The organism is Ruegeria sp. AA6 (assembly GCF_056542865.1).
In genome coordinates, this window is record NZ_JBQGAN010000005.1 from 235816 (window position 1) to 253434 (window position 17619).

General features: G+C 58.5%; 13 protein-coding genes. 8 read left to right on the top strand and 5 right to left on the bottom strand.

Features of this window, described 5'->3' with window-relative positions; translation table 11 throughout:
* Window positions 1-143: 143 nt before the first annotated feature.
* The 6 genes from ACR0LN_RS09655 (at window position 144) to ACR0LN_RS09680 (ending at window position 6957) form a co-directional block, all read left to right on the top strand.
* A complete protein-coding gene (locus ACR0LN_RS09655) occupies window positions 144-1103 on the top strand; it encodes a cupin domain-containing protein (RefSeq protein ID WP_480429369.1) in 960 nt (319 codons plus the stop codon).
* A complete protein-coding gene (locus ACR0LN_RS09660; RefSeq protein WP_480429370.1) occupies window positions 1100-1723 on the top strand; it encodes a class I SAM-dependent methyltransferase in 624 nt (207 codons plus the stop codon). Before ACR0LN_RS09655 ends, ACR0LN_RS09660 begins: the two co-directional genes overlap by 4 nt.
* The gene (locus ACR0LN_RS09665; protein ID WP_480429371.1) at window positions 1713-2837 is read left to right on the top strand and encodes a cobalamin-independent methionine synthase II family protein; all 1125 of its coding nucleotides are present in this window, start codon (window positions 1713-1715) and stop codon (window positions 2835-2837) included. Before ACR0LN_RS09660 ends, ACR0LN_RS09665 begins: the two co-directional genes overlap by 11 nt.
* Window positions 2834-3529 carry an alpha/beta fold hydrolase gene (locus ACR0LN_RS09670; RefSeq protein WP_480429372.1) on the top strand — a complete coding sequence of 232 codons (696 nt, stop codon included), beginning with the start codon at window positions 2834-2836 and terminating at the stop codon, window positions 3527-3529. The genes ACR0LN_RS09665 and ACR0LN_RS09670 overlap by 4 nt, the downstream gene beginning before the upstream one ends.
* The gene (locus ACR0LN_RS09675) at window positions 3526-4221 is read left to right on the top strand and encodes an RraA family protein (protein ID WP_480429373.1); all 696 of its coding nucleotides are present in this window, start codon (window positions 3526-3528) and stop codon (window positions 4219-4221) included. Before ACR0LN_RS09670 ends, ACR0LN_RS09675 begins: the two co-directional genes overlap by 4 nt.
* Window positions 4222-4512: 291 nt before the next feature.
* Window positions 4513-6957, top strand: coding sequence for a GcvT family protein (locus ACR0LN_RS09680; protein WP_480429374.1), 2445 nt, complete (start codon window positions 4513-4515; stop codon window positions 6955-6957).
* A gap of 25 nt (window positions 6958-6982) precedes the next feature.
* Here ACR0LN_RS09680 and ACR0LN_RS09685 read toward each other — a convergent pair whose 3' ends face one another.
* Complete coding sequence (locus tag ACR0LN_RS09685; RefSeq protein WP_480429375.1) at window positions 6983-7870, bottom strand: LysR substrate-binding domain-containing protein; 888 nt, start codon at window positions 7868-7870, stop codon at window positions 6983-6985.
* A gap of 212 nt (window positions 7871-8082) precedes the next feature.
* Between ACR0LN_RS09685 and ACR0LN_RS09690 the strand changes: the two genes are divergently transcribed.
* A complete protein-coding gene (locus tag ACR0LN_RS09690) occupies window positions 8083-9432 on the top strand; it encodes an MmgE/PrpD family protein (RefSeq protein WP_480429391.1) in 1350 nt (449 codons plus the stop codon).
* Between the two features lie 26 nt (window positions 9433-9458).
* Here ACR0LN_RS09690 and ACR0LN_RS09695 read toward each other — a convergent pair whose 3' ends face one another.
* The 4 genes from ACR0LN_RS09695 to ACR0LN_RS09710 are packed head-to-tail and all read right to left on the bottom strand — an operon-like array spanning window position 9459 to window position 15008.
* Window positions 9459-10199: a maleate cis-trans isomerase family protein gene (locus ACR0LN_RS09695; RefSeq protein ID WP_480429376.1), complete on the bottom strand. Its 741-nt coding sequence runs from the start codon at window positions 10197-10199 to the stop codon at window positions 9459-9461.
* Complete coding sequence (locus ACR0LN_RS09700; protein WP_480429378.1) at window positions 10196-11263, bottom strand: pyridoxal phosphate-dependent aminotransferase; 1068 nt, start codon at window positions 11261-11263, stop codon at window positions 10196-10198. Before ACR0LN_RS09700 ends, ACR0LN_RS09695 begins: the two co-directional genes overlap by 4 nt.
* Entirely contained in the window at window positions 11260-12912 is a 1653-nt protein-coding gene (locus ACR0LN_RS09705; RefSeq protein ID WP_480429380.1) for a hydantoinase B/oxoprolinase family protein, read from the bottom strand. Before ACR0LN_RS09705 ends, ACR0LN_RS09700 begins: the two co-directional genes overlap by 4 nt.
* Window positions 12912-15008: a hydantoinase/oxoprolinase family protein gene (locus tag ACR0LN_RS09710; RefSeq protein WP_480429382.1), complete on the bottom strand. Its 2097-nt coding sequence runs from the start codon at window positions 15006-15008 to the stop codon at window positions 12912-12914. Before ACR0LN_RS09710 ends, ACR0LN_RS09705 begins: the two co-directional genes overlap by 1 nt.
* A gap of 607 nt (window positions 15009-15615) precedes the next feature.
* On the opposite strand from ACR0LN_RS09710, the gene ACR0LN_RS09715 reads away from it, so the two are divergent.
* Window positions 15616-17559: a hypothetical protein gene (locus ACR0LN_RS09715; protein ID WP_480429384.1), complete on the top strand. Its 1944-nt coding sequence runs from the start codon at window positions 15616-15618 to the stop codon at window positions 17557-17559.
* The last annotated feature ends 60 nt before the right edge of the window (window positions 17560-17619 follow it).

A 17619-nucleotide genomic window follows, 5' to 3' on the forward strand; every position in this document is an offset into this window, starting at 1 on the left:
TCGATGGTCTCATCTCTGAACGCCAGTCAGGCGGCGCGGCGCTATCATGCGCACCGCGCGTCGCTGCGCGCGCGGCGGCTGAACAATCGTCCTCCGGGGGGCGGGAATTAATCCCATCACCCCATTTCCAAGGAGACAAAACCATGAGCACCATTCAACAACGCATCGTCCGCTATGGCGAGCTGCAACCCTGTAAAACCGCTTTTATCGACGCCCATACCCCTGGCAGCGATCAAAAGGAAAACTTCACCATCGTCGGCGGCGGCGTGTCGGAATCCCCTGATCAGCACGTCCACATCACTGACAAGATCGGCTTTAACATCGGTGCGGCGGGCCAGCCGCCGAAATGCCGAAACTCATTGCACAGCCACACCACGGCCGAAGTGTTTTTCGTTGCCAAAGGCCGTTGGAGATTCTTCTGGGGCCGCTACGGATCGGCGGGCGAGTTCATTGCCGAAGAGGGCGACATTTTCAACATCCCAACCGGTATCTTCCGTGGGTTCGAAAATGTGGGCGACGACTACGGCATGATCATGTCGATCCTTGGCGGTGACGACGCCGGCGGTGGCGTTACATGGGCACCGCAGGTCATCGAAGACGCGCAGGCGCACGGCCTGATGTTGGGTGACAACGGGGTGCTTTATGACTCGAAGAAAGGTCAGGAATTGCCGCACAATGTGCGACCGATGCCACTGCTGACTGAAGAGCAATTAAAAACCTACCCCGAAGTTCCTGTCGAGGATGTGGTCGGCAAATACGTCGCGCGGTACTGGGATTTGATGGCCCTTTCGGCCAACAAGCCTGCAGTCGTGATCGGCGAAAACGGTCTGATCAAGGACAAACCCGGGTTCGAGGTTGATTTCCTCGGACGTGGATCCAGTGTGATTGAGCCAGTCAAGGCAGAAAAACCGGTGGTTCTGATGCCTGCAAGCGGCCATTGGCGCATTTCGGTCGACGGGTACGAGACCACATTTTCCATAGGTGATACCGCCGTGGTACTTCCGGGTGAAAGCTATGGTGTGCAACCGTCCATGACCGGGCAGGCGGGTTTGTACCGGATCACGGCCACAGACGACCCGGCAGGAGCAACGTGGACCGGATGACACCAGACCCCAACGACACGCACGCGGTTTATGAACGTCAGGCTACGACCTACGACGAACAACGCTCCCGGGTTCTGTTCGAAGCGCGCTGGCTGGCGCGCTTCACCGCAAGCCTGAAGCCCGGGAATCACGTGCTGGATTTGGGGTGTGGCGCAGGTGAGCCGATAGCACGCTGGTTCAAGGCTGAAGGCTTTACCGTGACTGGCGTGGATTTCTCTGAGGCGATGCTGACAATTGCTCGGAACCGCTGGCCGGACGGGGATTGGCGCCAAGCGGATATGCGAGAGTTCGAGTTAGGTCAGCAATTCGATGGTATTATCGCTTGGAACAGTTTCTTCCATCTGACCGCAGACGAACAAAAAGACTGTATTGCCCGCATGGCGCGTCACTTGAAGCCGGGTGGAAACCTGATGCTAACCGTGGGCCCCAGTGCAGGCGAAGAGGTCGGAACCGTTGGCTATGAACTGGTTTATCACGCATCGCTTTCGCCCGCGAACTATGCCGTTTGTTTAGAGGAAAATGGCCTGAGGATGACAGGGTTTCTGGCCAAGGATCCTGACACCGAAAGCCACAGCGTCCTCATGGCGCGAAAGATAAAAGGAGACGCAGATGCCCGTTAAGACAACCCATGTCGGATCACTGCCCCGCACACAGGAAGTGGTGGATTTCATTTTTGCGCGGGAAAACGGCGAACCTTTTGAAGCCGCCGCCTTTGACGCGAGCATGACCAATGCGGTGTCCGAAACCGTGCGCAAACAGGTTGAGGCCGGCGTGGACATCGTCAGCGATGGCGAGACCTCGAAGATTTCCTACGCCACATATGTCAAGGATCGTTATACCGGCTTTTCCGGCGACAGCCCCCGCAACGCTCCGGCAGACCTGAAGATGTTCCCCAGCTTTCTCGAGCGGCTCGCCAATGATGGCGGTACGCCGCAATATGCGCGGCCAATGTGCACGGGCGAGGTGCGTTCGAAAGGGCAGGGTGAGCTTGAGAAGGACATTGCCAACCTAAAGGCGGCGATGGCGCAGCATGGGGCTGAGCATGGCTTCATGAACGCCGCGTCGCCGGGCGTCATTTCACTGTTCCTGCAGAATGATTTCTACTCCACGCGTGAGGCTTATCTGGCCGCGCTGGCGGATGCGATGAAGGACGAATACGAAACCATCGTGGCCGCCGGTTTGGATCTGCAATTGGATTGCCCCGATTTGGCCTTGTCTCGTCATATGCTATTTACTGACCTTTCTGATGATGAGTTCGTCAAGATCGCGGACATGCATGTCGAGGCGTTGAACCACGCGCTTCAGAATGTCCCGCAGGACCGAGTTCGGGTGCATATTTGTTGGGGGAACTACGAAGGTCCGCATTGCTGTGACATTGCGATGGACAAGGTGTTCAGCACCCTGATGGCGACCAAGTCCCGGTACGTCTTGTTTGAAACGTCCAACCCGCGCCACGCGCATGAATGGACCGTGTTCCGCGACCGCAAGGCCGACATTCCCGATGACAAGGTGCTGGTGCCGGGCGTGGTGGACACCACGACAAACTTTGTCGAACACCCAGAGCTGGTCGCGCAGCGGATCGGCCGTTTTACCGACATCGTCGGGTCTGACCGGGTGATCGCAGGAAGTGACTGCGGGTTCGGCACCTTTGCGGGCTTCGGCGCGATTGATCCGCAGATTGCTTATGCCAAGCTGGCAACGATGTCCGAAGGTGCAAGGCAAGTCGCGGCATGACACCATTGATTTTCTTGCCAGGTATGATGTGCGATGCCCGTCTTTTTGACCCTCAGATTGACGCGCTATCGGGCAGGATGCCCATCATGACCTTTCCACTGTGTCAACAGGACAGCGTGGAAGCCATGGCCGCCGATATCCTCGACAACGCGCCGCCTGCCTTCGCTTTGGCGGGCCTGTCGATGGGCGGTATCGTGGCAATGGAAGTCCTGCGACAAGCCCCAGAACGCGTTGAACGGCTGGCCCTTCTGGATACCAATCCGTTGGCTGAAAAGCCCGAGGTGAAAGCCCGTCGTGTACCTCAGATGGAGGCAGTCGGCGAAGGCAAGCTAAGGCAGGTGATGCGTGATGAGATGAAGCCCAATTACTTGGCCGATGGTCCCAATCAGGGTGCTATTTTGGACTTGTGCATGGCTATGGCCTTGGATTTGGGTCCAGATGTGTTCCTGCGTCAGTCGCTGGCTTTGAGGGACCGCCCCGACCAGCAGGCAACCCTGTCCGGGTATTCCGGCAAGTCTTTGGTTCTGTGCGGGCAGGAAGATACGTTGTGTCCGATTGAACGCCACCAACTCATGCATGATCTGCTGTCCCACAGCACGCTAGAAATTATCGAAGGTGCAGGACACCTGCCCACATTAGAACAACCCCAGGATACCACGGCGGCCCTGATCCGCTGGTTGGAGGACATATGACACCGTCCCTTATTTCGCTGCTTAGAAAAGTGGACACGCCGACCGTTTGCAACGCTATCGAGGTGGCCCAGGGTGCACGAGGGTTCAACGGGTTCACACGCGGCACGATGTTGTGTTCAGCCCCCGATGAACCAGCCGTCGTTGGGTTTGCCCGCACCGCTAAAATTGCTGCTGTGAACCCTCCGACCGAACCTGCTGATGTGATCAAGGCGCGGCGGATGGCCTACTATAAATACATGGCCGAAGGCCCCAACCCATCGGTCGCAGTGGTCGAGGACGTGGATTACCCCGAATGCATCGGTGCCTATTGGGGTGAGATCAATACAACGGTGCACAAAGGCTTTGGCATGTCCGGCGCCCTGACAAACGGAGTTATGCGAGATTTAGGTGACTTGCCCGAAGGGTTCCCGGTTGTCGCCGGCTCTGTTGGGCCAAGCCATGGGTTCGTTCATGTGCGCGAGATCGACATCCCGGTCTCGATCTTCGGATTGACGGTACGTCCAGGAGACTTGATCCACGCTGACCGTAACGGCGCACTTGTGGTGCCCGAGGACGTCGTCGACCAGCTTGAGGGCGCGATCCAAAAGCTGTTGTCGACCGAACGCATTGTTCTCGATGCTGCTAGGAAGGCCGGATTTGGGTTTGAAGAATTTGAAACCGCTTGGTCCGAATTCGAAAAGGCTAGGGTCTGACGGTATCTCATGAAAGCCGGGCGCTCTTGTGCGTGCCCGACTTTGCAGGAGGCGGCTGCGTAGCAAGTGCGCTTAGCCGCGCGGTTCGTTCGCTCAACACGCGCAGGGGCAATGACCCCGTTTTTTTTGTGAGAGTTTTACAGGGCCGCCCCTTATATCCATTTGGAATGATCTCTTTGCGTGGATGGTTTGTGAATCAGGCATCGACACTTGTGTTTCCAGGCAAAGGCGCGCTCGGCGCGGCACTATGAATAACACCTAGGCCAGCGGCCTTTACAGGGAAGAAAACCAATGAAAACTCATGCACAAGCAGTTGTAATCGGAGGCGGTCTAGTTGGCTGTTCAATCCTGTATCACCTGGCCAAACTGGGCTGGACGGATGTGGTACTGCTGGAACGCGATGAGCTGACCTCAGGGTCTACGTGGCACGCGGCGGCGAACATCCACGGGTTGCACGACAACAACAACGTGTCGCGGGTCCAGCACTATACGATGAACCTGTATAAAGAGCTTGAGAAGGAAACCGGGCAGGGCTGCGGCGTGTTCCAGCCCGGCTCACTGTATCTGGCTCAAACCGAGGACCGCGAGCACCAACTGCGACTGCAGGAAGCCAAGGCGCGGTTCTACGGGCTGAACTTTTATGAGATCAGCCGGGAGCAGGCAAAAGAGCTGCATCCGCTGGCCCAGTTCGATGATATCCGCTGCATCATGTATGAACCAGACGGCGGTAACGTTGACCCGTCCGGTGTGACCATGGCCTATGCCGCCGGTGCGCGCGCAATGGGTGCCACGATTGAACGGTTTTGTCCTGTAATAGGAACCGAACAGCAGCCGGATGGCTCGTGGATTGTTAGAACAGAAAAAGGCGATATTCATACGCAATGGGTAGTTAATGCGGGCGGCCTCTGGGGGCGTGAGGTCGCGGCGCTGGCGGGGATCGAACTGCCGCTGCAACCGACAGAGCACCAGTATTTCGTGACCGAAAGCATCGACGAAGTGGCCAATCTGGGCCGTCGTCTGCCTTCGATCGCCGATCGGGATGGTGAGTATTACTTCCGGCAGGAAGGCAACGGTCTGCTGATCGGGGCCTATGAGAAAGACATGAAGTTCTGGGCCGAAAACGGTACACCGCTGGACTTTGCCCATGACTTGTTCCCCGACGATCTGGACCGGATCATGGAAAACGTGATCCGCGCCACCGAACGCGTTCCGGTTGCCGCAACCGCCGGGGTCAAACGGGTGATCAACGGCCCGATGATCTGGTCGCCGGACAGCAACGCGATCTGGGGGCCGGTGCCGGAGCTGAAGAATTATTTCTGCTGCACAGGCATCATTCCGGGCTTTTCGCAATCAGGCGGTCTTGGCTTGCTGGCGGCGCAATGGATGGTCGAGGGTGAGCCGCAATACGACATGTTCGCCTGGGATTTGGCGCGGTTTGGCGACTGGGCCGACAAAGCGTTCACCAAGGCGCGAGTCGAAGATGCCTACACCCATCGTTTCGCCATCCATTTCCCGAACGAAGAACGCAGCGCTGGCCGTCCGGCCCGCGTGCGCCCGGCCTATGAAATGCAGAAGGACATGGGCTGTGTGTTCGGCCTGAACTGCGGCTGGGAACATCCTCTGTGGTTTGCTGATCAGCCCGGCACGCAGGAAACCAACGGCTTTACCCGTCAGAACTGGTTCGAACCGGTGGGGCGCGAGGTCAAGATGCTGCGCGAACATGTCGGCGTCATCGACATCTCGAACTTTGCCAACTACGTGATCAAAGGACCGGGTGCGTATGATTGGCTGGACAAGCTGGTCGCGAACCGAGTGCCAACCGAAGTGGGGCGCTCGTGCCTGACACCGTTGATTTCGGTCAGGGGCGGTGTGGCTGGGGACTTCACCATCACCAAGGTCGCCGAAGACGAATACATGATGATCGGATCGGGCATGGCCGAACGTTATCATCAGCGGTTCTTCAACATGGTCCCGATGCCCGAGGGCACGACGCTTGAGGTGGCAACCGACCGCATCGCGGGCTTCAACGTCGCGGGGCCAAAGTCGCGCGATCTGTTGCAGCGCCTGACCAACGCGGATCTGTCGAACGATGCGTTCCGCTTTATGCGCTCGGCCACGGTCGAGGTCGCCGGTGTCACTTGCCTGGCCATTCGCGTCAGCTTTACCGGTGATCTGGGGTGGGAGTTGCACTGCGCCGAGGCCGATCAGACCCGGCTCTACACCTCGCTTCTGGACGCGGCGAAAGAGCTGAACGGTGGCCCGGTCGGTAGTCGCGGTCTCGGATCGTTGCGCATTGAAAAAGGTTATGGTTCCTGGGGTCGCGAATACAGTCAGGAATACTACCCGCAAGAGGTCGGACTGGCGGGTCTGATCAAGCTGGACAAGGATTTCCTACACAAGGATGCCTATCTGGCGATCAAGGATAAAGCGCCGCGCGAGGTGCTCTCGATCTTCGAGGTCGAAGTGACCGAAGAGGCCGACGCAACCGGAGGCGAACCGATCTTTGCCACCGACGGAACATCTGCGGGTCGCGTGACGTCGGGTGCTTATGGGTACTCGGTCGGAAAATCGCTGGCTTTGGGTTATCTGAACCCGAGTGTGGCCAAGCCCGGCGATACGGTCGACGTTTTCATCCTGGGCAAGCCGCACAAAGCCACCGTTCTTGCCGAAGCTCCGTTTGACCCCAAAGGTTACCGCCTGCGAGATGTCAAACCAGCAATGGAAGGGGCCGCCTGAACGGCCCCACCTCAAAACAAGTCGGTTAGGTCTCCATCTCGGCTGCAGCCTGCAACAGCCAGTCCTGAAACAGCTTAACCGACTGGGATACGTTCTTCTCCTTGAGTCGCACGAAATAGGCCCAGGGGCTGTCCAAATCGAATGTGAAAGGTTCGTACAGAAACCCTCGTTCCACATAAGACTTTGCAAGCGACCGCGGCAAGGCAACGCATCCCAGAGATTTTGCGGCCATCTCCATCGCAAGATTTGAGGCGTTGGTCCGCAAACCGTCATTCTGATGCAAATCGGTCAACCCAAAATGCTGGGCCACACGCTCCCAATAGGCGGGGCGGCCAAGAATATGGATCAGTGGGGCATCCTGCAATTGTGTCGGTTCGGTCAGAGGTGCCCCGTCGACCTGGAAGCCAGGGGCGCAAACCAACGAAAGTTTTTCCGGCCACATTCGCTCAGCATCCGCGGTAACATCGTCAATATGGTCATTCGTGATCGAAATGTCCGAGACATTCGTTTCAACATCGCTCCAAAGTGTGCCGTGTACAGTCAGGTTAATGTCCGGATTCACGGCGTTAAAACCACGAATGATGTCAGGTAACCAGTTTTCAGCTAGACTGACAGGGCAAGAAACAACAACTTTGCGGCTGTGTGAGCGTTGAATGACGGACTGAGTTGCCACGTCAATTTCCTGCAAAGCGTGCCGAACCGATGGCAGATAGGCTGCGCCCACATTGGTAAGGGACAGTGAACGCGCATGACGGACAAAGAGCGGCCTTTGTAAGAACTCTTCTAGTGAGCGCACGTGGTTGCTGACGGCCGATTGGGTGCAGTTCAATTCTTCGGCTGCGCTGGTAAAGCTCAGATGGCGGGCGGCGGCTTCGAAAGAACGTAGAAAAGTTAGGTGGGGCAGGTTCATCATGAAGGTACTTTTCCAGCAAAGCGCACAGCAAAACTATGGGCGATTGTACCGGTGTCTTGTCCAGACGCGACACGTGCCCCTTGTCATAAGCTAATAGCAGCGCGACGAATGCTGCAAATAAACTAGGGTCATAGCCCCAGGAATGTTTTCGTGTGGCAATGGACGATCTCTCATACGCTTTCCGAGACCGTGACGATCAAACGCAGGAAACCGTGACAGACACTTTTCAAACCGTTGCCGAGTTTGCACTTGACCGCAGCGCACAGGATTTTCCCGAGCGCACGCGGGCGGCGGCCGCGTTAATGCTGCTGGATACGTTGGGTATTACCATCGGCGCGGGGCCGATGGGGGCAGGTCGCATCGCGCGTGATGCTGCGATGGCGCTGTATGGCGCTGGCACGCCGGATTTCAGCGCAAGGATGCTGTTTGATGGCCGTCGGGTCAGTGTCGCGGGTGCTGCCTATGCCGCCGCCACTCAAACCGACAATCTGGATGGCCACGACGGATATAACCCAACCAAAGGCCATATCGGTGTGGCCGTAGTTCCGGCTTTGGCGGCGGTTGCTGAAACGGTGGATGATTTTTCAGGGCCAGAGGCGTTGGCTGCGGTGACCATAGGCTATGAGATCGCAGGGCGCGCCGGGATTTCCCTGCATAACACGGTCAGCGATTATCACACCTCGGGCGCGTGGAATACTTTGGGTGTCGTGGCAGTGGCTGCGCGGCTGCGCGGTCTGGATGCGGAACGGATGCGGCAGGCCATGGGGATCGCCGAATATCACGGCCCGCGCAGCCAGATGATGCGCGAGATCGCCAACCCCACCATGCTGCACGATGGCTCGGGCTGGGGGGCGTTGGTGGGTATCTCAGCGGCGGTGCTGGCCGAAAAGGGTTTTACCGGGGCCCCTGCAATCACCATAGAGGCCGATGACGTTGCGCCTTATTGGCAGGACTTGGGTACCTTCTGGCAGATGGAGAATCAGTACGTAAAACCTTATCCGATCTGTCGCTGGGCTCATGCCGCGATTGACGCCACGCGGGCGCTTATGCGCGACCATGACCTGACGCATGAGGATATTGCCACCATTCAGGTCAACACCTTCCGCGAAAGCGCCTGTTTGTTTCAGGGCATGCCGGACAACACTTCGAAAGCTCAGTATTCGCTGCCTTTCGCGGTAGCGACGATGGTTGCATATGGGCGTATCGGGGTTGAACATATTTCCGGCGCAGGTCTAACCGATCCGTTTGTAGCTTCGATTGTCGACCGCATTTCGGTTTCAGAAGTCGCGCGCCATTCGGATCGCTTTCCCGAATGCCGGGTCGCCGATGTCAGCATCGTGTTGAAAGACGGAAGGGCGCTGGATTCCGGCGATGTCCACGCACGTGGCGGCCCCGAGGCGCCGATGGAACAATCCGAAGTCGTGGAAAAATTCATGGAATTCGCGGCGCCTTCGTTGGGTCAGGCCCGAGCAGTTGCCATTCGCGATGCAACGCTTGGGCTGACAGATCCAAGCTCACGGTTCTCGGACCTCGGGGCATTGATTTACGACGCGCCAGACTAGAAAAAGGGCACTGGTTTCTGCCATGCTCAAAGCAAATCAAACAGCCGTCCCGGAACATTATCGTGACGTGGCAAACCGAGAGCCCGCATTGTCGCAAACATCATTGCCTGATTTGATGTCACGACGGGTTTGTTCAATGTGGCCTCAATTCGGTCAACGACCTCGACCGCACGCATGTCCGTGCAGCTGAGCACGATGGCCTCGGCCTGTGGGTGATCGGCTTGACAGGCGAGGTCAAAAACCTCGCCCGGGGTCAGCTCGCCCTGCCCGTAGTTTCCAAGCTCGCGCCCAATATCGGCGCATTTAACTGTGGTGATCTGATTTTGCGCCAGAAAATCCATTGCCTGTGTGTTGATTTCGCCCAGATAGGGTGAGGAAAACCCAATCTTGGAAACGCCGAGCGCGTTGATAGCATCCACCAGCGCACCAGCAGCAGTAAAGGATCGGGCACCGGAACCCGCCTTGATGTCTTGTGAAAGTCGCTCGTCAAACGATGGGCCGTGAGTCAACGTGGCTGAGGTGCAGCCGTACAGAACAACATCAGGTCGTACGCCCGATATCATCCTCATATCATGGCTGATATCCGAAGCCCCCAAACCCGCCATCTGGTCCGAGCCCGGAATCTCATCCACGTCATACCCCCCCATGCGCTGGAAATGCACGGTCGTGTCAGGGCAGCGCATCAGCATCATGTCTGCTTCGAGATTGGTGTTGGTGAAAGGCACCAGCACCCCGATTTTGGCGCGCGTTCGGGTTTCATGAGTCATGACGTCACCTCCTTCAGAACGGTTAGACAACGGTTCATCACCGACTCGTCACAGATTGTTGCACGCAGACAGTCTGCTAGACCGTAACCACCCATACCTCGCATCAACAATCCGGCTGCGCGCAAAGCAGCGTCCGCGTGCTGCGCCGCCTCAACGTCGTCAAATCGGATCAACACAAAATTTGTATGGCTGGGCGCAACGGTCAGCCCCAGTGCCCGGCACCCATCAGCGAACCGATCCCGAATGGCGGCAGTTTTCGCGACCGTGTTGTGCATATGTGCCTGATCCTCAACCGCCGCCGTTGCCATAGCCTGCGACGGGATTGAGACATTGTTTGGGTTCAGAAGCTTTCGCACTTCACCAGCAACTGCGGGGGGGAACAGGCCCCAGCCCACGCGCGCGCCCGCTAGTCCGTACGCCTTGGAGAATGTACGCATAACCACCGTATCGCCACGATCCACCAGCGCGAATATCTCGGACGGGTTTTGATCCTGATCAGCGAATTCGGCATAGGCCTGATCGACCACCAGCAGCACATCCTTGGGCAGAGCATCGCGTAGTCGGATGATCTCGGCATTCTGTATCAGAGTACCGGTGGGGTTGCCCGGATTGCAGACAAAGACGATCCGCGTCTGGGGCGTCACTGCCGCCAAAATGTCGTCAACCGAAACGGTAAGATCAATCTCGCGCGCTTTCACGAAATCTGCCTGAACCTGCGCTGCGGCTGAGGCTACATAAGCATAGCCGTAATCCGTGCCCAGTATCCGATCACCCGGCCCGGCAAAGGCGCGGATCAGGCAGCCAATCAATTCCATCGACCCGGCACCGCACAAGATTTTTTCGGTCGCTACGCGATAAGTCTCGCCAATTGCTGCGCGCAGCTCGGGCCAGTCGGGATCGGGGTAGAGTGGCATCTGGTCCAGTGCTGCCTGTCCCGCCGCGATGGCCGCAGGGCTTGCCGGAAAGGCGCTTTCGTTTTGCGCCAGGGAAACTGTTTCCGGCCCGCCCAGATCAGCCAAAGCATAGGCTCCCATTTGCCGAACGTGTTCAACCGCGCGGATCATGACGTAGCCCCGTAGGCTTTGGCGCCCTGTTCAGTCACCAACCCGCGTTTGACGTCCAGAGCCAATGCATCCGGGTCTCGCTTGGTCGGATCTCCGAAACCGCCACCGCCGGGCGTGTCGAAAATCAGGTAATCGTCACCTTCCACGCGCAGCTCGCCTTTGCCGGGTGTGTCGCTGTCTCCATCGCGGAAACGGATACGTCCCGGTGCGCCGGGTTGACCGCCCATTCGGCCAAGCGCCGGAAACTTCAGCCGCTCGACCGACAGGAATACGATGAAGGGCGCGTTGTTGGATGAGGTCATTTCAATACGCTGTCCCAGACCACCGCGATATTGCCCCGCCCCGCCGGAATCCGGCAACAACTCACGCCGCCACATGATGACGGGGGCCACACTTTCAGTGATTTCAACTTGAGAGCCAAACACACCCGACGGGTAGGCTGTGGCCGACAAGCCATCCGCATGGGGTCGCGCGCCGGTGCCTCCGTTGTGTACGGGCTCGATGGCGAACTCGCGCCCACCATTCGCCGCGACTTCCGGCGCGTGTCGCATAGGCAGGTCGAACATGCACGACGCCCCCTCGGCCGGGACCTGATCCGGCAACGCCTGATGCAGACAGCCCAGCACCAGATCGGGGGTTACCTGGCCAAGGGTATGGCGCATCGCAACCGGCACCGGGCGCTGTGCATTCAGGATACAGCCCCTAGGTCCATCCACCGTGAACGGTTCCAGCGAGCCTGCATTGTTGGGAATATCTGGCCCGACGATGCAACGCAGGGCAAAGACCGTATAAGCCGTGGCATAGTTCAACGGCACGTTGATGCCCTTTTTCGAGCAGCCCGATGTACCGGTGAAGTCCACATGCATCCCGTCCTTTGAGACGGTCAGCGTGGCGTGCAGCTCCAACTCATTCTCGTATCCATCCATGCGCAGTACGTTCTTATAGACGCCCTCTGGCACCTCGGCGATGGCTTCCAACGCTCCCTTGCGGGACGTGTCGATGATGTATGAGCCCAGCCCGCCCAGATCGTCGATCCCGAACTCGTCCATCATTGCGACCAGACGCTTTACCCCAGCCTCGCAACAGGCGATCAGGGCATAGATGTCGCCCTCGTTGGCAATCGGTTCGCGTGAGTTGGCGCGAATAATGTCCATCAGCAGCGCGTTGGGCGTGCCCTCTTCAACCAGTTTGCAGGGCGGGATCAACAGGCCCTCGTCATAGATGTCGGACCCTTCAGGCCCCATGCCCAGGCCGCCCAGATCCACCAAATGCGATGTGCAGGAGGTAAAGCCCACCACTTTGCCGTCCTTAAAGGCGGGCATCATCAGCAGGAAGTCATTCAGATGACCCGAGGCGAGCCAAGGATCATTGGTCATGAAAATGTCGCCGGGCTTCATATCCTGCAGCGAAAAGCGCCCGCGCAAGTGTAAAACGGCCTCGGCCATGGTGTTGATATGGCCGGGTGTGCCGGTCACGGCCTGGGCCAGCATCCGGCCATTCACGTCAAAAATCCCGGCTGAAATGTCGCCACATTCGCGCACGATGGGCGAGAAAGCGGCGCGGATCAGGGTTTGGCCTTGTTCCTCGACCACCGCCAACAGACGGTTCCACATCACTTGCAGGCGGGCAGGTGAGATATCAGCGGTCATCATGCGCCTCCTTTTTGGGTTTGCGTCAGGACAAGGTTGCCAATGGCATCCATGTGAGCCGAGAAGTCGGCGGATACGAGTGTGGTGGTCTGCGGCTCATGGATCAGTGCCGGCCCAAGCACGTAATCTCCGGGTTTCAAATCGGCGCGGGCGACAAAGGCGGCGTCCTTCGCGGTGCCGTCCACATCGCAGGTGATGGGGCGCGTTTCGGTAACATTGAACAGTTCGCATTCTGGCGTCTCTGGCACCTGCGGCGCGGCGCGGTCGGGGGTTGCGACCCTGACGGCCCAATTCAATATCTCGATCTCCATCCCCGGCACCGGGCGTGAGAATTGCTTGCGGTATTCGTCTTCGAATGCGGCTGTGAGAGGGGCAATGTCCTCAGACGTCAGCGCGCGATCCGGCAGGTTGATCTCGATTTCATGCCCTTGCCCGCTATAGCGCATGAAGGCGGTGCGCAGGGTCTCCGTTCGGGCGTCGCCCGCGCCTTGGGCCACAACCTCTTTCGCTTCGGCAATCATCGCGTCAAACAGGCCGTTGATCCCGTCCATATCCATGCTGTCCAGCAGCGAATAGCGCGAGCGAACGATTTCAAACGAGACCGGTGCGAACAGGAAGCCAACCGCAGATCCAACGCCCGGATTGGGTGGGATTACGATGCGCGAAACACCGGCGGAACGTGCCACACGGCTGGCATGCAACGGACCGTTCCCGCCAAAGGCGATCATCGTGCGCGGGCCAAGGTCCTTGCCGCTTTCCACCGCGTGCATCCGTCCGGCACTGGCCATGCTTTCGTCCACGATGCGGCTGACGCCGTCGGCTGAGGCGATTGCATCAAGGTTTAGCCGCTCACCGATCTCTCTGATCAGTGCGGCCTTGGAGCCTTCGGGATCCAGCTTGATATGCCCTTCGGCGAAAGTATCCGGCACGATGTAGCCGAGAGTGATGTCACTGTCGGTCACTGTAGGATCAGTACCGCCGCGCATGAATGCCACGGGGCCCGGTTCGGACCCGGCGGATTTTGGGCCGACAGTCAGGCGGCCCAGACGATCCACACCGGCAATCGACCCGCCGCCGGCACCAATCTCGATCATCTCGATCACCGGGATGCGTACCGGCATGCCAGAGCCTTTTATGAACCGAGCTGCGCGTGCGATTTCGAAAGCGCGCGAAGTTTGCGGGCGGGCTTTGTCGATCAGGCAAAGCTTGGCCGTCGTGCCGCCCACGTCAAATGAAAGGACCTCATCCAAACCTGCCTGCGCGGCTATGCGGGCTGCTAAAATGGCCCCGCCCGCGGGACCGGATTCAACCAGACGGATCGGGAATCGTGCTGCGGTTTCCACGGTGCACATGCCGCCCCCTGCGGTCATCATGAGGATTGGGCAGGTGATGCCCTCGGCGGCGAATTGATCGACAAACCGGGTCAAATAACTGCCCATCAGAGGCTGAATATAGGCGTTGGCTACAGTGGAGCAGAGCCTATCAAACTCACGCGCTTCGGGGCTGACATCAGACGAGAGCGAGACCGTCAAATCGGGGCGACGCGCGTGCAGGATGGCGCGCAGACGCTGCTCATGCGCTGGGTTGGCATAGGCATGCATCAGGCAGATAGCGACTGCCTCGGCGTTGCTGGCGTCAATTTCGGACAACAAGGCATCAATCTGTGTCTCGTCCAGAGGGATCAGAACCTCACCTTCGGCAGACATACGTTCGCGGATAACAAAGGATCGTTCGCGCGGGACCAGCAGATCGGGTTTTTCAAGGTTAATATCGTATTGGGAGTACCGCCGCTCGTACCCGATATCCAGAATATCGCGGAACCCTTCGGTACAGATGCTCGCCACCACTGCGCCACGCCGTTCGATCAGTGCGTTTGTCGCCAGTGTCGTGCCGTGAATAAACCCTGTGACCTCGGTTAAACTCCGACCGGAGTGCTGCATGACACGCTGCGCGCCCTCCATCGCGCCTTCGGCCGGGTTTTGATGTGTGGTCAGGGTTTTGGTCGAGGCCAGGATCGTCTCGTCACCGGAAACCAGAACTGTATCTGTGAAGGTGCCGCCGATATCGATGGCAAGGCGCAACGTTTGTGTTGTCATGAAATCTTCCGAAATAACCGTGGTTGCAGCGTCAGCAATCGGGCAAAAGCCCCGGTATCAGATAGACGGCACCAGGTCACAACCGGTCGCGCGGCGTTCCATCGGATTCGGAATGCAGGTCTTTTTCATTAGGGAATTCTGTGGACTTGATCGCGCCGCGGCTATCGGTTTTGCGACAGACTGGCCCGCAAGCGACATAATTTACGCTGAGCGTTATCGAATAGGGCACGCGTGGATGTGCGGAAATTGGTGCTGCCGCATGGTTCGTCATTTCAGCCTAGGGTTTAAAATCTCCGCTTTATTGAAAAGGTTCACGCAACATGTTGCATTTGCGCAATGACCGGCGAGGAACTCTTAAAGAGTGACCTTTATTCGAGGCAAATTCTTAATGTTCTGTTTATCTTTCTTGGAAGTGTGATGGGGTGCGTCTGCATTGTAAGTTGTCGTTCTGCGCGAGCGTGGCTTGCCCCGGATGGTGTGACTAAGTCGTTTGCGGGGTGAAATGGTGAAGAAGAAATCAAGCCTACTACTGGCAGTCTCATTTTGCGCTTTGATTTCAACACCTTTATTCGCATCCCCGACAGCAGATTCGAAGGTCGGAGACACCGTGACCAATCCGGTGACGGGTCTGGACACAACCGTCAGCGCGTTGATCGTAGATCCGGCCTCGACGCCTACAGCCGGGACAACGGCCTTTGTTGAAACCGCAGATGGTTACGTTTTTCTGGTCAAAGATGCAAACGATATAATCTACAATTCTGACAATCCGCCGCTTGCGTTTGAGATCGTTTCCATCACCGGAACAACGGCTGAAATCAGCAACTCAAGCGCGAGTGGAACTGCCAGCTTATCCACGCAACTGACCCTGTCGCAGTACAACAGCAGCTTTAACAGCTCGGGCACGCCAGGGGCCGTGACGCCACCCGAAGACGTTACCGGGCCAAATGGGGTGAATCAGGTTGTCTATGGTCAGAACGGCAGCAACGGTCGGGATGGTGCCCTCGTCGTGCCGCCAAGCTCTGGCGGCAATGGCGCGACTGGCCCAACGCAGACAAAATCGCTGAGCAGCGACGTGAATGCCACCAGCAACATTGGTTGGCAGGTCGGCAGCGTCGGAGGGGACGGCGGGGATGGCGGCGACTCGTATCTGAGCTTCTGGGATGGGCGCGATGGTGGTGATGGCGGCAAAGGTGGGACGGTCAACGCAACGCAGTCCAGCAGCAGTACGATCCAGACTTCCGGCAGCAACAACGAGGGTATTTTCGCCTTCAGCCGCAGCGGTCAAGCAGGAGACGGCGGCAGCGGTTTTGCAGCCCCGGGGGGCGGCACCGGAGGACACTCGGCCGACGGCGGCAATGTAACCGTTACCCAGCAGGGTACGATTTCTACGTCCGGAGATTCAGCGGACGGTATCTATGCGCTGAGCGTTTCCAACAACGGCGGCAACGGCGGGTCGCAGTGGGGGCTGGTTGGGTCTTCCGGCGACGGCGGCTATGGCGGCAGCGGTGGTACGGTGACCGTCAATACGGCATCGACCGGAAGCATTCTGACAACCGGCGACTACGCCAACGGCATTTACGCCCAGTCCATCGGCGGCTCGGGCGGCTCTGCGGGCACCAGCGGCAACCTGTTGGTGTCCTTGATCGGCGGCGCGGATAACGGGGGCAATGGTGGTGTTGTTTCAGTGTCTCATGCAGGGGCGATCGAGACACAGGGAGAATTTTCGCGTGGGATTGTAGCCCAGTCGATTGGCGGGGGCGGCGGTTCCGGCGGCACTGCGGGTGGTCTGGTTTCGTTGTCGTTGGGTGGTGTCGGATCAAACGGCGGCAGCGGTGATGAGGTCAGCGTCACAGTACAGGGCAGCGGCAGTATTCTGACTGCGGGCACAGGTGCTGATGGTGTCATGGCGCAGTCGATTGGCGGCAGTGGCGGGACCGGAGCGAACTCTTATGGGCTGGTTGCTATCGGTGGGACCGGATCAAGAGGTGGTACGGGTGATGCCGTAAGCGTTAGAAATTATGGGCAAATCGTGACCGTCGGTGACGGTGCACGGGGCATCATCGCGCAATCCATCGGCGGCGGTGGCGGCGATGGCGGCTCGTCCGGTGGTATGGTGTCGGTTGGAGGCAACGGCAGCGGCGGCGGCGCGGGTGCGACCGTCACCATCGTGAACGACGGTATCATCACCACAAGCGGAGACGATGCGATGGGCATTCTGGCCCAGTCCATCGGCGGTGGTGGCGGCAACGGTGGCTCGTCCGGCTCGGTTGGCGCATTTGTCGGCGTGGCCATCGGTGGCGATGGCGGTGCCGGCGGCAAAGGTGGCGATGTCAACGTCACGCTGTCAAATACCGAAGGCAGTCAACCGTCGGCAATTCAGACATCAGGCGATCGGTCGACAGGTGTGTTCGCGCAATCAGTCGGCGGCGGCGGCGGCAATGGAGGTGGCGCTGTTTCCGTGGCCGTGGGCGCATTTGGAGCGGCATCGGTGTCAGTCGGTGGCTCTGCGGGCAATGGCGGTGAGCAGCCTCATCTGACTGGTCCAAATTGATTGTTAGTGCATCATCGGCGTGTGATCCATCGGGACGATGGTTTCAGGCGCTGGCGGGCG